At 49.4% G+C, this 16158-nt stretch carries 11 protein-coding genes; 6 read left to right on the top strand and 5 right to left on the bottom strand.

Translation table 11 applies throughout. The features are described 5' to 3' along the window. Positions 1-10: 10 nt before the first annotated feature. The 5 genes from ACSBQN_RS10420 to ycaO all read right to left on the bottom strand — a co-directional run bounded on the left by ACSBQN_RS10420 (position 11) and on the right by ycaO (position 7609). The gene (locus tag ACSBQN_RS10420; protein WP_024474058.1) at positions 11-1177 is read right to left on the bottom strand and encodes a CyaA/EF/ExoY family adenylyl cyclase toxin; all 1167 of its coding nucleotides are present in this window, start codon (positions 1175-1177) and stop codon (positions 11-13) included. A 302-nt stretch (positions 1178-1479) separates the two neighbouring features. Next, positions 1480-2220 (bottom strand): pyruvate formate lyase 1-activating protein, encoded by a 741-nt coding sequence (gene pflA / locus ACSBQN_RS10415; protein ID WP_004235814.1) that lies wholly within the window; start codon positions 2218-2220, stop codon positions 1480-1482. 104 nt (positions 2221-2324) lie between these two features. Next, the gene (gene pflB / locus ACSBQN_RS10410) at positions 2325-4607 is read right to left on the bottom strand and encodes a formate C-acetyltransferase (protein WP_004235815.1); all 2283 of its coding nucleotides are present in this window, start codon (positions 4605-4607) and stop codon (positions 2325-2327) included. Between the two features lie 54 nt (positions 4608-4661). After that, entirely contained in the window at positions 4662-5522 is an 861-nt protein-coding gene (gene focA, locus ACSBQN_RS10405; protein WP_004235816.1) for a formate transporter FocA, read from the bottom strand. A gap of 305 nt (positions 5523-5827) precedes the next feature. Beyond that, complete coding sequence (ycaO, locus tag ACSBQN_RS10400; protein ID WP_152696072.1) at positions 5828-7609, bottom strand: 30S ribosomal protein S12 methylthiotransferase accessory factor YcaO; 1782 nt, start codon at positions 7607-7609, stop codon at positions 5828-5830. 353 nt (positions 7610-7962) lie between these two features. On the opposite strand from ycaO, the gene serC reads away from it, so the two are divergent. From serC to ACSBQN_RS10370, 6 genes are all read left to right on the top strand, one after another. Further along, complete coding sequence (gene serC / locus ACSBQN_RS10395; RefSeq protein WP_004241764.1) at positions 7963-9048, top strand: 3-phosphoserine/phosphohydroxythreonine transaminase; 1086 nt, start codon at positions 7963-7965, stop codon at positions 9046-9048. 85 nt (positions 9049-9133) lie between these two features. Beyond that, positions 9134-10411: a 3-phosphoshikimate 1-carboxyvinyltransferase gene (aroA, locus tag ACSBQN_RS10390; protein ID WP_214167696.1), complete on the top strand. Its 1278-nt coding sequence runs from the start codon at positions 9134-9136 to the stop codon at positions 10409-10411. Between the two features lie 116 nt (positions 10412-10527). Further along, a complete protein-coding gene (gene cmk / locus ACSBQN_RS10385) occupies positions 10528-11217 on the top strand; it encodes a (d)CMP kinase (RefSeq protein WP_004235820.1) in 690 nt (229 codons plus the stop codon). A 226-nt stretch (positions 11218-11443) separates the two neighbouring features. Further along, positions 11444-13117 carry a 30S ribosomal protein S1 gene (rpsA, locus tag ACSBQN_RS10380; protein ID WP_004235822.1) on the top strand — a complete coding sequence of 558 codons (1674 nt, stop codon included), beginning with the start codon at positions 11444-11446 and terminating at the stop codon, positions 13115-13117. A 65-nt stretch (positions 13118-13182) separates the two neighbouring features. Beyond that, on the top strand, positions 13183-13467 hold the full coding sequence (ihfB, locus tag ACSBQN_RS10375) for an integration host factor subunit beta (protein WP_004235823.1): 285 nt from the start codon (positions 13183-13185) through the stop codon (positions 13465-13467). A gap of 377 nt (positions 13468-13844) precedes the next feature. Continuing rightward, complete coding sequence (locus tag ACSBQN_RS10370) at positions 13845-16145, top strand: DNA internalization-related competence protein ComEC/Rec2 (protein ID WP_214167698.1); 2301 nt, start codon at positions 13845-13847, stop codon at positions 16143-16145. Positions 16146-16158 lie beyond the last annotated feature (13 nt).

Below are 16158 nucleotides of genomic sequence, written 5' to 3'. Positions count from 1 at the left end.
CCGTAAACCATCACAGGGTATTAAACAGTTTCCGGGTCATTTCAAAACTCTCCCGGCGCAGTGACGGGATCTCATCACTCCACAGCGGGTTATGCGGTACCATAAAGCCATGACATTCCAGCGTATGTATCACCATCCGCAACTCCTCAATATCGTTTGCCAGCAGCATTGGCGGTAATCCGTCCGGTGATTCCGGCAGGAAAAAGGTGACAGGGAAATTGGCACTCATTTCAGAAAAAGGGTTAGTGGCATCCATACTGTGATGTACGACTTCTCTGCCTTCCCCGCAAAGCAGGGCTGCATTAATCTGTGGGATCAGGGCAGCGACTCTCGGGGTGTTATTACCAAAACGAGGATCTTCCCTCTCCAGTAATTCCCGGCGGATAATCTCTTTTGTTGATCCGCGGCGCAGCAGATAAGGCCGTTTTTCCGCAAACGCTTCTGCGCTGACATCCGGGTTATGCGGGATATCCTGACTGCCGAAATCTTTTGTACGGGGAGCCACAATCATCAGGTCATAGTCAGCGGTCAGTGGCTTATTCAGTTGCGGGGAACAGAGAATCTGCACCGGGGTATCATTTTTCTGCACATAGATAGCATATAAATCATTTTCAGCCGGTTTCGCGGTGAATAAATGCAGATGACCATGAGGCGACTTGCTTTCGAGTGTGATAAAGCCGTTTTTATCCGGCTGATGACGGGTAAGTAATCCCATATCAACCAGCTCGTTTATACGCGAACCGGTTATTTGCAGATTATCTGCTGTGGCATGGCCGTCCCGGAGACATTCTGCGACTTTCCTGTTCATCAGTTCAGTCTTATGTTTCTGTCCGCACAGTTTACTGTAAAACTGATCAACCGGAATAAATCCGGCCATCGGCCCCCAGTTGGCACTTTTCCCTTTGATAGTAAAATTTTTGGTCGGGTAACCGGCACTGATAAGGCCGGTTGCGGTCGCCTCAACCGGACGGAAGCTGATCACCAGTTGCTGCTTTTCAGCTAATGCCTGAAGCGGGGCAAGGTGCTCTGCGGCGATACCGGTCTGAGAGATAACGGCCTGACGGTCTGTTATCAGCCCGGGGAATACTGTTGTGGTATCAGAAGAAAGCGGGGGCGATGATATTTCCGGGGGACTGACAGAATCGGGTAAAGAAGGTGAGCCGGAGATCTTGTACATGTGTTGATTATCCATTGTTGCCAAAAGGTCAGGATAAAAAACTGACAGGAAAAAAATGTCAGAAAACAACCGGAAACAGTATAAATAAGATTACAGGCTGATCATATTTTCTGTTTAGGTTGCAGATTTAGTTATTTCCGGCTCTGCCGGGAGATGTATTTTATTGGTTTTTAAATCTTAAATTTTATTCTTCTTCGGTTTCAGACGCCGCCCGGTAAGTAAAACAAAAGATAAACGAACAGGGGTGATACAAATAAAAACAGCACACCGGGGTGTGCTGTCAGAAATAGCAGTGAGATAACTTAATACATCACTTTATGACCATAGCTTTCCAGGATGGATTTCACTTTTTCCATGGTCTCTTTTGACGGCGGCTTAACACCATCAAGTTTGTATTCTTCATTCATTGCCGTCCATTTATGCTTACCTAACTCGTGGTAAGGCAGCAGTTCAATCTTCTCGATATTCTTCATATCTTTGGTGAAATCACCGAGAAGGTGGGCGGAATGCTCATCATCAGACCAGCCCGGCACGACGACATAGCGTACCCAGGTTTTCTGATTGCGTTCAGCGAGATAACGGGCGAACTGTAATGTGCGGTGATTGGATACGCCGACTAAATTCTGGTGGATGCTGTCATCGAGTTGTTTTAAATCCAGCATAACCAAATCGGTTACTTCCATCAGCTCGTCAATGACCGGGTCATAACGGCGGACAAAACCATTGGTATCCAGGCAGGTGTGAATACCTTCTTTCTTACACTCACGGAACCAGTCACGCACGAACTCAGCCTGCAGTATCGCTTCACCACCGGATGCTGTCACACCGCCGCCGGATGCATTCATAAAGTGGCGGTATGTGACCGCTTCTTTCATTAACTCGTCCACAGTGACTTCCTGACCGTCATGCAGATCCCATGTATCGCGGTTATGACAATACAGGCAACGCATCAGACAGCCCTGGAAAAAGACGATAAAACGAATGCCCGGGCCATCAACGGTCCCGCAGGATTCAAATGAGTGAATACGACCTAATACTGACATGACAGGATTACTCCAAAACTGACCAGTTATAATAAAGGCCCCGAAACTGAGGGGCCTTTTAGTTTATGTCATTTTAATAAGACAGCAAATGGTTACCGCACAAATTACATGGATTTTGTGAATGTACGGGTAATAACGTCTTTCTGCTGTTCTTTAGTCAGTGAGTTGAAACGAACTGCGTAGCCTGAAACACGGATAGTCAGCTGAGGATATTTCTCAGGATTTTCCATTGCTTCTAACAGCATTTCACGGTTCATTACGTTCACGTTCAGGTGCTGACCACCTTCGATGCTTGATTCGTGGTGGAAGTAACCATCCATCAGGCCAGCCAGGTTAGTACGACGAACATCGTCATCTTTACCTAATGCGTTTGGTACGATAGAGAAGGTGTAGGAAATACCATCTTTCGCGTAAGCAAACGGCAGTTTAGCAACGGAAGTCAGAGAGGCAACAGCACCTTTCTGGTCACGGCCGTGCATAGGGTTCGCACCTGGTCCGAACGGAGCGCCTGCGCGACGGCCGTCTGGAGTGTTACCGGTTTTCTTACCATACACAACGTTAGAAGTGATGGTCAGAATTGACTGTGTAGGAACCGCGTTACGGTACATGTGGTGTTTCTGAATTTTCTTCATGAAACGTTCAACGATGTCACATGCGATGTCATCAACACGGGAGTCGTTGTTACCGAACTGCGGATATTCACCTTCGATTTTGAAGTCAACAGCCAGGCCGCTTTCATCAATAATCGGGCTTACTTTCGCATATTTGATAGCAGACAGGGAGTCAGCTGCAACAGACAGACCTGCGATACCACATGCCATAGTACGATATACATCACGGTCATGCAGAGCCATCAGAGCTGCTTCGTAGCTGTACTTGTCGTGCATATAGTGAATGCAGTTCAGTGCAGTCACATAGTTAGTTGCCAGCCAGTCCATGAATTCATCCAGACGAGCCATAACAACATCATAATCCAGAACATCTGTGTGAATTGGTTCGTGTTTAGGACCAACCTGGATTTTCAGTTTTTCGTCAACACCGCCGTTGATTGCATACAGCAGAGTTTTAGCCATGTTTGCACGGGCACCGAAGAACTGCATTTGTTTACCGACAACCATCGGGCTCACGCAGCATGCGATTGCGTAGTCATCGTTATCAAAGTCAGGACGCATCAGGTCATCGTTCTCATACTGTACAGAAGAGGTATCGATAGACACTTTAGCTGCATAACGTTTGAAGTTCAGAGGCAGTTTTTCAGACCACAGGATGGTCATGTTTGGTTCCGGTGAAGGACCCATGGTGTACAGGGTGTTCAGGAAACGGAAGCTGTTTTTGGTTACCAGAGTACGGCCGTCGGTACCCATACCTGCCAGTGATTCTGTTGCCCAGATTGGGTCACCGGAGAACAGTTCATCATACTCAGGGGTACGCAGGAAGCGGACCATACGCAGTTTCATGATCAGGTGGTCAACGATTTCCTGAGCTTCAACTTCGGTAATTTTGCCTTGTTCCAGGTCACGCTGGATGTAAACGTCCAGGAATGTGGAAACACGGCCGAAGGACATTGCAGCACCGTTCTGAGACTTAACAGCAGCCAGGTAGCCGAAGTAAGTCCACTGTGCAGCTTCCTGAGCGTTAGCAGCAGGACGGGAGATATCCAGACCGTATTTGGCAGCCATTTCTTTCATCTGGCCTAATGCACGGTGCTGTTCTGCGATTTCTTCACGCAGCTGGATAGTTTCACGCAGATCTTCGCCGCTTTCTAATTTAGCCTGCAGAGAAGTGAACTGTGCGAATTTGTCTTTCATCAGGAAGTCGATACCGTACAGTGCAACACGACGGTAGTCACCGATGATACGACCACGGCCGTATGCGTCAGGCAGACCGGTCAGAACACCGGATTTACGGCAGCGGATGATGTCGGGAGTATAAACGTCGAACACACCCTGGTTGTGCGTTTTACGGTACTCGGTGAAGATTTTTTCGATTTCCGGGTTCATTTCGCGGCCGTAGGCTTTGCATGAACCTTCGATCATACGGATACCACCGAACGGCAGCATTGCACGTTTCAGAGGTTTTTCAGTCTGCAGACCAACGACTTTTTCTAAAGACTGGTCGATGTAACCGGCATCGTGAGAAGTGATAGTAGACGGCAGATCAGTGTCAAAATCGATAGGAGCGTGGGTACTGTTTTCGATTTTGATGCCTTCCATAACTTTCGCCCACAGAGCAGTTGTTGCCTCTGTAGCGCCCGCTAAGAAAGACTCATCGCCTTCATATGGGGTGTAGTTTTTCTGGATAAAGTCACGGACGTTAACTTCCTGTGACCAGTCACCCAGATTAAAGCCTTGCCATGCTGAAGCGAATTTTTCATTTAATTCTGACATGATACTTTACCTTTTAACAATGGAACTTAGAAATTCAGTCGTGATAAACAGAGATTAATGCTTCTGGTCACCGCGTAAATGAATCAGCCAATAAGTCAGACCTACTAAAACTGCACCACCAATAATGTTGCCGATGGTGACCGGAATCAGGTTGTTAATCACGAAATCAGAAACTGTCAGGGACGGAAACTGTTCAGGCGACGAACCAACCATAGTCCAGAATTCAGAAGGTGCAAAATTTTTAATCGCAATCCCCATCGGGATCATAAACATATTGGCGATACTGTGCTCAAATCCGCTGGCAACAAACATACCGATAGGTAAGACTAAAGCTAAAAGTTTATCGGTCAGACTACGGCCTGCGTAGCTCATCCATACCGCCAGACAAACCATTAAGTTTGCCAGAATCCCGAGACAGACGGCTTCAATAAAGGTGTGATGAAGCTTATGATCCGCTGTTTGCAGGATATTTAATCCCCACAGCCCGTCGGCTGCCATATACTGTCCGGCGTACCAGATGAGGGCGACAAAGAAGAGAGCGCCGACCAGGTTACCGAAATACACGCGGGTCCAGTTTGCAAACATCTGTCCCCAGGTGATACGCCCGGTGGCTTTTGCCACGCTGGTTAATACGGTGGAGGTGAATAAGTCAGCCCCGCAAACCACAACCAGCATCAGACCGAGCGAGAAACATAAACCACCGATAAGTTTAGCGATACCAAAAGGCACTATGCCTGCGGTACCGGTGGTGGCTGTAATATAAAAGACAAAACCTACTGAGATGAAAATTCCTGCCATGAATGCAGATAAGTATGTGATGTGAGGGGCTTTCGTTGCTTTATAGACACCCACATCGTCTGCAACATGTGCCATATCGGCAGGAGATAATAAATTAAAAAGTGCGTCAGTTTTCATAATGCTAACTGTCTCTTGATTCCAAATAATTATAGCACGCAATGATAGTAACAAAGGGTGAAAAAATTAAACTTGATGTGGATCATAAAGGCGTTCAAGAGAATCGTCAAATACCCTGAAAAAAGTTGAAAAATCAATGTAAGTTTATGTATAAAAAGGAAAAACAATTTTTTAAAAATTGTAATATATTTTTATTTTTTGTTTTTTATTTAATTAAAGTAAAAAATCAGGTTAACTTGTCGTTTTTGTGTTACTTAAAACGAACAAATTAACCTAATATTTACGTTTATTGCTATTTACGACGATTAAATCGCATTTTTATCGTTTAGCCAAAAATGTGCTTTTGCTTTTTGCAGTTTTTCATAAGCTGCCAGCAGTGCCTGATGAGCAGGAAATGCAGTTAAGTTATTATCAGATGCACATAATCCGAAGAAACAGTTTTTGCCGTTCAGAGCATCCAGCGCCGCATTCAGGGTTTCCTGACCATACATACGGGCAAACGCCGGCAGGTACTGTTCTGTGTCGCGCTCCGGCTCCTGTGTTAACAGCAGCAGGGTATGCAGACAGCGGTAATAGTTTGCCCGTGCGGCACTGAGAACACTGGCGTTGAAGTCCTGTGTCCACTCCACCCAGGCCAGCGCCTGATCGGTATCACCACCGGCCAGTGCCAGCATGGATTTCAGCTCACCGATGCGCAGGGTGGACCAGCCATTATCTTTACCGGCGGCAATGCCCAGCAATTCACGGACACGGGTAAAATCGTCATGGCCTTCTTCATCCAGCTGCGCCAGCAGAGAGAGATAATCTTCGGCGCTGTAACGGCTTTCCGGCAGCGCGAGAATAGTTTCACGCAGATGAATACCCATGGTGTTATTGGCCATATGCAAATCTTCCACCGGATAGATATCTGACATGCCCGGCACCAGGATACGGCAGGCATACACACCGAGATGCTCATAATCGGCAATATACACTTCGTGGCCGGATGCCGCGAACTGTGCCATCAGTGTGGTGAATTCTTCTTCGGTGGTGCCGCGGAACTGCCAGTCAGCGAAATCATAATCCGCATCCTGTTTAAACAGATCCCAGCTGATCAGGCCGCTTGAATCAATAAAGTGAGTTTCCAGGTTGGTCTGATCCGCCACTTCCTCGTCATCAAAGGTCGGTGCGGTGAAAACATCGAGGTCTTTCAGGCTGCGTCCCTGTAACAGCTCAGTGACAGTCCGCTCCAGTGCAACACCGAAATCAGGATGAGCGCCGAAAGAGGCAAAACAGGTACCGTTGGCCGGGTTAAACAGCACCACACAGATGACCGGATACTGACCGCCGAGAGAGGCATCAAAACAGAAGATCGGGAAACCTTCGCTTTCCAGGGTGCGGATTGACTCAGTGACCTGCGGATAACGCGCCAGCACCTCTTCCGGGATCGCCGGTAAGCTGATGCGCTCAGCAATAATGCGGTTTTTCACATAACGTTCAAAGACTTCCGATAATCCCTGCACGCGGGCTTCATTGCGGGTGTTCCCGGCGGACATGCCGTTGGACACATACAGGTTGGCGACGATATTCATCGGAATATACACCGTTTTGCCGTCAGACTGGCGGGTAAACGGCAGGGCGCAGATACCGCGCTCCTCATTGGAGGATTGCAGGTCAATCAGCTGGCTGCCCTGCAAATCATTTTCCGGATCATAATAATCGCGCAGATACTGATCGAGAATACCGTCCGGCAGCGAGTCATCCTCTGTCAGCGGGAACCATTTCTCATCCGGATAGTGAACAAACTCCCCGTTGGCAATGGTTTCGCCCAGCCAGAAATCAGCAAAAAAGTAGTTGGTGGACAGACGCTCAAAATACTCGCCCAGGGCGGAGGCAAGCGCGGCTTTTTTAGTGGCCCCTTTGCCGTTGGTAAAGCAGAGCGGGCAGTCAGTATCACGGATATGCACGGACCAGACGTTCGGCACCGGGTTGAGCCACGAGGCTTCTTCTATATTGAAACCCAGTTGCTGCAGTTTCTGCTGAAAACGGCTGATGGAATCTTCGAGAGCGGCATCTTTGCCGGGAATAAAAGTATGTGTTTGCGTCATGGGATCCACAATTGCTGTAACGGCCCGCTGCACGCGGACTCAGGAATACCGGGGAAGAAAGGCGCACATAATACGGATTTTTCGTGTCAGCGGCTACCTTTGTGAATGTAAAGTTACCACCGGGTTATTCCGCTGTATTTCCGCCGTCCGTCATGAATCCCCGGAAATACATTATATAATATCCCAGTCTGATAGTCAGAGGTAGTCAGATATTCTGCCGGGCGACAAAAAGGGTTTACCGCCCATCATGCAATAAGCGTTGCAGCGAAGGGTGGGGAGTGATAAAACCGACAGACAGGGCGTATTCATATGATGGATATACAGGGCATTAATTTACAGATAGGGTGAGGTCAATGAGTCAGGTATATAACTTTAGTGCCGGTCCGGCTATGCTGCCGGTAGAAGTGCTGCGCCGTGCTGAGCAGGAACTGTGCAACTGGCGCGGGCTCGGCACCTCAGTCATGGAAATCAGTCACCGCAGCAAAGAGTTTATGTCGGTGGCAAAGGAAGCGGAAAATAATCTGCGCCAGATCCTCGCGGTACCGGATAACTATAAAGTACTGTTTTGCCACGGCGGCGCACGCGGACATTTTGCCGCACTGCCGATGAACCTGCTGGGTGATAAAACCAAAGCGGATTATGTGGTGGGCGGATACTGGGCGGAATGTGCGGCAGAAGAAGCAAAAAAATACTGCACACCGAACATTATTAATGTCAGAACTGAATCGGAAGACGGTATCGGCGTGAAACCGATGAGCGAATGGCAGCTCAGTGATGATGCAGCCTATGTTCACTACTGCCCGAATGAAACCATTGATGGTATTGCCATTCATGAAGAGCCGGATTTCGGCGATAAAATCGTGATTGCAGATTACTCGTCTGCCATCCTGTCCAAACCACTGGATGTCAGCCGTTTCGGGGTGATTTATGCGGGTGCGCAGAAAAATATCGGCCCGGCCGGGCTGACCCTGGTGATTATCCGTGAGGATCTGCTGGGCAAAGCGCGCAGAGAAACCCCGTCCATCCTCGACTATACCGTACTGAGTGAATGTGACTCTATGTTCAACACCCCGCCGACCTTTGCCTGGTATCTCTCCGGTATGGTCTTTAAGTGGCTGATTGAACAGGGTGGTTTACAGGAAATCGCCCGGATCAACTATGATAAAGCACAACTGCTTTACTCTGCGGTGGATCACAGTGATTTCTATATTAACCGTGTGGCGGCGGCCAACCGTTCCCTGATGAACGTGCCGTTCCAGATGTCTGATCCGTCACTGGACAGTAAATTCCTCGCCGAAGCACAGGCACAGGGACTGGTTTCCCTGAAAGGGCACAAAGTTGCCGGCGGGATGCGCGCCTCCATTTATAATGCGATGCCGTATGAAGGCGTGCGCGCACTGGCCGAATTTATGGCGGAGTTTGAAAGCCGCCACAGCTGATTTTTTGCAGACATTTTTCCGGGACCGGGTAAGCATCCGGCCCCGTTTTTCGTTTTTATGTTTACACACCGGAGAATAACTTCGTATGGATTCCCTGACGTTACAACCGATCGCCCGCATTAACGGGACGATTAACCTGCCCGGTTCCAAGAGTGTCTCCAACCGGGCACTGCTGCTGGCGGCACAGGCTGCGGGCACAACACGCCTTATCAACCTGCTCGACAGCGATGATATCCGCCATATGCTCAGCGCACTGCGGGAACTGGGGATCCGTTATCAGCTTTCTGACGACAAAACCGAATGTATTGTGGAAGGTCAGGGCAAACCGATCAGCGGATTTAAAGGTATTGATCTGTTCCTCGGTAATGCCGGAACGGCGATGCGCCCGCTGACTGCGGCACTGTGTCTCGGGGATAATGACATTACCCTGACCGGCGAACCGCGTATGAAAGAGCGCCCGATTGGCCATCTGACCGATGCACTGCGCCAGGGCGGCGCACAGATTGATTTCCCGGAAAATGACGGTTATCCGCCGCTGCGGATCCGCGGTGGCTTTACCGGCGGGCGTATCAGTGTGGATGGTTCCGTATCCAGCCAGTTTCTGACCGCGCTGCTGATGGCAGCACCACCGGCGGAGAATGACACAGAAATCACTATCAGCGGTGAACTGGTGTCCAAACCGTATATTGATATCACGCTGGCGATGATGTCCTCTTTTGGCATTACGGTGGTGAATGAAGATTACCGGCGTTTCCTGATCAAAGGAAAACAGCAGTATCAGTCCCCGGGAGAATACCTGGTGGAAGGGGATGCTTCATCTGCCTCCTATTTCCTCGCGGCGGCAGCCATTAAAGGCGGCACCGTGCGGGTTACCGGCATCGGGCGTAACAGTCTGCAGGGCGACACACAATTTGCCGCTGTGCTGGAAAAAATGGGTGCGAAAGTGACGTTTGCGGACTCGTATATTGAATGCACCCGCGATACCCTGCACGGCATCGATATGGACATGAACGCCATCCCGGATGCGGCGATGACGATTGCCACCACCGCGCTGTTCGCCGAAGGGACAACCACTATCCGCAATATCTATAACTGGCGGGTGAAAGAGACGGATCGTCTCAGCGCAATGGCAGCTGAACTGCGTAAAGTCGGCGCACTGGTGGAAGAGGGGCATGATTACATTCAGGTCACCCCGCCGGCAAAACTGCAGCATGCGGAAATTGAAACCTATAACGATCACCGTATCGCCATGTGTTTCTCGCTGGTGGCACTGTCAGATACCCCGGTCACGATCCTCGATCCGGGCTGTACGGCAAAAACCTTCCCCGGCTACTTCAGTGAGCTGGCGGCACTGTCAGAATAAAAAAACGCCGTTCTGCGTGCAGGGCGTTTCCTCTGCTGTCACAGATGCGTATAATACGGGCATCTTTTTTCAGGCGGCCGTTGTGACGGCCGCCGGACTGCGACAGGAGAGCGCGCATGGCAGTATATGTTCCGGTCATTACCATTGACGGCCCGAGCGGCGCGGGCAAAGGTACCCTTTGTCACGCACTGGCAAACGAAATGGGATGGCATTTACTGGACTCCGGCGCAATTTACCGCGTTCTGGCACTGGCGGCACTGCATCATCATGTGGATATCACCTCGGAAGATGCACTGGTTCCGCTGGCGGCGAATCTGGATGTGAAATTCCTGGCAAAAGACACGGGCCCTGAGACAATTCTGGAAGGTGAGGATGTCAGCCGGGCTATCCGTCAGGAAGAAGTGGGTATGACGGCCTCGCAAATCGCGGCGTTCCCGCGTGTCCGTGAAGCTCTGCTGCGCCGTCAGCGCGCATTCCGTGTGGCACCGGGCCTGATTGCCGACGGCCGTGACATGGGCACGGTGGTGTTCCCGGATGCCCCGGTGAAAATTTTCCTCGACGCGAGTGCGCAGGAGCGCGCCCACCGCCGGATGAAGCAGTTGCAGGACAAAGGCTTTAGTGTTAATTTTGACCGCCTTCTTGCTGAGATAGAAGAGCGTGATTTCCGCGACCGCAACCGTGCGGTTGCCCCGCTGGTGGCTGCCGGCGACGCGCTGATTCTGGACTCAACAACCATGTCAATTGACGACGTTATTGCCGAAGCCCTTCGTTATACGAAGGAAAAACTGGCAGAAACGGCGGAATGATAAACAAAATTTGCGGAAATTCTGACTGAAAACGTGTTTTTTAGTAGGTTTCTGTATTCGTTTTTGTTTATAATGTTAAGTTGAAGTTTTTTACCGGCAGAGAACAAGGCAAAGAAGCAGTTTTCTGCCACCCCTTTGTGACAAGGAATGTTGCAAGGTATGTGAAACAACCCCATTCGGCCGGATGCTAAATGGACGTTAATACTTAAACACTTGAAGATCAAACATGACTGAATCTTTTGCTCAACTCTTTGAAGAATCCCTGCAGGCTATCGAAACCCGTCCGGGCGCTATCGTCCGTGGTACTGTTGTCGCTATCGATAAAGACGTAGTTCTGGTTGACGCAGGTCTGAAATCAGAATCTGCTATCCCGGTAGAACAGTTCAAAAATGCTCAGGGCGAGCTGGAAATCCAGGTTGGCGACGAAGTTGATGTTGCTCTGGACGCAGTAGAAGACGGTTTCGGTGAAACTGTTCTGTCCCGCGAGAAAGCAAAACGCCACGAAGCATGGCTGATGCTGGAAAAAGCATACGAAGAAGCTGAGACTGTTACCGGTGTTATCAACGGTAAAGTTAAAGGCGGTTTCACTGTCGAACTGAACGGCATCCGTGCGTTCCTGCCGGGTTCACTGGTTGACGTGCGTCCTGTTCGTGACACCACGCATCTGGAAGGCAAAGAGCTTGAGTTCAAAGTAATCAAGCTGGATCAGAAACGCAACAACGTGGTTGTTTCCCGTCGTGCAGTTATCGAGTCAGAAAACAGCGCAGAGCGCGATCAGCTGCTGGAAAACCTGCAGGAAGGCATGGAAGTTAAAGGTATCGTTAAGAACCTCACTGACTACGGTGCATTCGTTGATCTGGGCGGCGTTGATGGTCTGCTGCATATCACTGATATGGCGTGGAAACGTGTTAAACACCCAAGCGAAATCGTGAATGTCGGCGACGAAATCACTGTTAAAGTGCTGAAATTCGACCGTGAACGTACCCGCGTATCTCTGGGCCTGAAACAGCTGGGCGAAGATCCTTGGGTCGCAATCGCTAAGCGTTACCCTGAGAACACCCGTCTGACCGGTCGCGTGACCAACCTGACTGACTACGGCTGCTTCGTTGAAATCGAAGAAGGCGTTGAAGGTCTGGTACACGTTTCTGAAATGGACTGGACCAACAAAAACATCCACCCATCTAAAGTTGTTAACGTGGGCGACGTTGTTGAAGTTATGGTTCTGGACATCGACGAAGAACGTCGTCGTATCTCCCTGGGCCTGAAGCAGTGCAAATCTAACCCATGGCAGCAGTTCGCGGAAACTCACAACAAAGGTGACCGTGTTGAAGGTAAAATCAAGTCAATCACTGACTTCGGTATCTTCATTGGTTTAGATGGCGGCATCGACGGTCTGGTTCACCTGTCTGACATCTCCTGGAACGTTGCAGGCGAAGAAGCAGTACGTGAATACAAAAAAGGCGACGAAATCGCAGCTGTTGTTCTGCAGGTTGATGCAGAGCGCGAGCGTATCTCTCTGGGCGTTAAGCAGTTAGCTGAAGATCCGTTCAACAACTACACCGCTGTTACCAAGAAAGGTGCTATCGTCACCGGTAAAGTAACTGCAGTAGACGCTAAAGGCGCAACTGTTGAGCTGATGGATGGCGTTGAAGGTTACCTGCGTGCATCAGAAGCTTCACGCGATCGCGTTGAAGATGCTACTCTGGTTCTGAGCGTTGGTGATGAAGTTGAAGCTAAATACACTGGTGTTGATCGTAAAAACCGTGTAATCAACCTGTCTGTACGTGCAAAAGACGAAGCGGATGAAAAAGACGCTATCGCTACTGTGAACAAGCAGGAAGAAGCTGGCTTCTCTAACAACGCAATGGCAGAAGCTTTCAAAGCAGCTAAAGGCGAGTAATTAAGCAGCAGCAGGCCGCGCAAGCGGTCTGCTTTTATGATAATCAGGGTAGTCCAGGAGGTTATATGACCAAATCTGAACTGATTGAGAAGCTGGCAGGCCAACAATCTCATCTTCCGGCTAAAGTTGTTGAAGAAGCAGTAAAAGAGATCCTTGAGCATATGGCAAATACGCTTGCTGACGGTGAACGTATTGAAATCCGTGGATTCGGCAGTTTTTCTCTGCACTACCGTGCACCGCGGGTAGGTCGTAACCCGAAAACCGGCGAACAGGTGGAACTGGAAGGTAAACACGTTCCTCACTTCAAACCGGGCAAAGAGTTACGCGACCGCGCAAATATCTATGCTTGATTATTGACAGAGATAATAAAAATGACGCCACCGGCGTCATTTTTTTTTGCAGCAAACATTAAATTATCATTATTATAAAAATGTTAATATTGTATTAATAAATTATGGTTGTGTAAGGTTCTGGTGTTGGCAAGTTGAATTCGTTTATTGATAATAGGTTACCGGAGACATCATATTCAGTTCGCCATAAAATACTATTGGAAATTAGACTGTGTTTATAATTAAGCAAATAATTGTGAGTTGACTCGCATAAAATAATTGATTATTTGTATGCCTGAAATATAAATTCGTGACGACACGCATTTTTTTATTATCGTAATAACACGTGATGCCCGCCATAACATAATACCGGCCTGGTTACCTTTCCGGTGAGTAATATGTCTGTTATGGCTGTGATGAAATATCTGTTTCCCCATCCGTTACCGCTCTGGCTTGCTGCGGCTGCCGTTGTGGCCGGGCATATACCGCTGTTGCTGATTCCGCGGTTGTTGTTACCGGCAGAAAGTCTGCTGCTATTCACTGGTATTTGCTTGCTTTTTCTTATCCGCACCAGACTGAGTTTTTTTATCCGCATTATTGCCGGTACTTTTCTGGCAGTAAATATTCATATCAGTAATACATTATCACTCTTTTCCGCTGAACTACCCGATAATATCGATATTATGATCCATGATGTCATGATTAACTCATCTGACTATTATTCCGTCAAAGGGCGGATTATTAATATAAATAATAAAATGTATGATGATACTGTTTTTATTAATACAAAAATAAAAGGTTCATTTAAACCGGCATGTTCCGGTGAAGTCTGGCGTATATTCCGCCCTGTACTGAGGCCGGTACACGGTCTGTTAAATGAAGGACAGTCAAACCGGCAGCAATATTTACTGTCAGAGCGGGTTTTGTTTTCTCTGACGCCGGGACGCAGTGAAAAATTATCTTCAGACTGCAGTCATCGTCAGAAGATGATTGCGGCATACCTTCCTGCGATGGATAACCTGCCGTATAACGGACTGATGGCGGCGCTGTTATTTGGTGAACGGCGCGGCATCACCGCAGAGCAGCGCAGACTGGTGCAGGAAACCGGAGTGGCACATGTGGTGGCTATTTCCGGGTTGCATATCGGGCTGGCGGCGTTATGGGGATGGTGGGCCGGGCGGTTATTGTTGCTGTTGTTACCGCTGCGTATGGTGACACCTGTTATTCCGTCTGTGCTGTCAGTCTGTGCCGCTGTTGCTTATGTCTGGCTGGCCGGGTTTGCGGTTCCGGCCTGCCGGGCATTGTCTGCGCTGCTGTTGTGGCATCTGCTGCGCTGGCGGCATTACCATCTGCCAGCGTATCAGTTTGTTATGATCAGTGCCGCACTGTTACTGCTGGCGGATCCGCTGACAATTCTATCCGCCGGATTCTGGTTGTCTTATACTGCCGTTACCGCACTGTTGTTCTGGCATCACACCGGTGTTTTCTCCCGCAGTAATATATTTATCCCGCTGACACCTTTTGCCCGCCTGTGGCGCAATATCCGTTCGCTTCTCTCTTACCAGTGCGGATTATTTCTGTTACTGCTGCCGGTTCAGGGATTTTTCTTCGGCGGCGTGAATATGCTGTCGTTTCTGAGCAATCTGTGGGTGGTACCGGTGATCTCCTTTCTGACGGTCCCGCTGCTGTTTGCCGGATTATTGATCGGGCCTGCACTGCTGCTGGCGGATTTCTCTCTGGCGCTGGCATTATGGCCGCTGCCGTTTCTGGCACAGGGCTGGATGGTTACCGGACATATCGCTCTGATATGGATACCACTGATGTGGGCGGCTGTTTATATCATCCGGCTGGATATGTGGCGCCAGCACCCGCTGCTGCTGCCGGGAATGGTGCTCAGTTGCTGTCTGTATCTGCGGAAAACTCCGCTGCCTGAGTGGTCAGTTACCATACTGGATATCGGGCACGGATTGGCCGCAGTGGTGATAAAAGATGGCAGGGCGGTGGTGTATGATACCGGCAACCGCTTCGGGTCACGGGATGACGGGTTGCGCACAGTATTGCCTTATCTGCGTTATCACCGCCTGACTCCGGACTGGATTATGATCAGCCATGATCACCGTGACCACACCGGGGGGCTGGGCTCTCTGCGCCATGCTTATCCTGCTGCGGTGGTCAAAGGTAATATTCCGCAGGCCGATACACCCTGCCGCCGGGGGGAACGCTGGCTGTGGCAGTCATTGTATTTTGAGGTGTTATGGCCGGACGAAAAATATCAGCTGAGCAAAAATGACGGCTCCTGTGTTATCCGCATCAGTGACGGGAAATATCAGGTTTTGCTGACCGGGGATATCGAAAAACAAGCAGAAAAACAGCTGATTAGGTATAAAGATGAGCTCTCTGCTACTGTACTGCAAGTTCCGCACCATGGCAGCAAAACCTCATCATCAGAATTTTTTATTCGTGCGGTAAATCCCGCTTTCGCACTGGTTTCTGTTGCGCGCTATAGCCCGTGGCGTCTGCCTTCTGATAAAGTACGCCGTCGCTATCATAATCTCGGCGTGCAGTGGCATGATACTGCGCACAGCGGCCAGATTTCTGTGTCCTTTTTTGCTGATGAGGTATCCGTCGCGACTTACCGTACCCATCTCTCCGCCCGCTGGTTCAGCGCATGGTTTGGAGATCAGCCGGTAAACGGGTAATATAGGCAGCTAA

Origin of the sequence: Morganella sp. B601 (assembly GCF_051172335.1) — a bacterium.
Lineage (GTDB): Bacteria > Pseudomonadota > Gammaproteobacteria > Enterobacterales > Enterobacteriaceae > Morganella > Morganella morganii.
The sequence above is the reverse complement of the archived record's forward strand: the minus strand, read 5'-3'. Positions and strand labels throughout refer to the sequence as shown.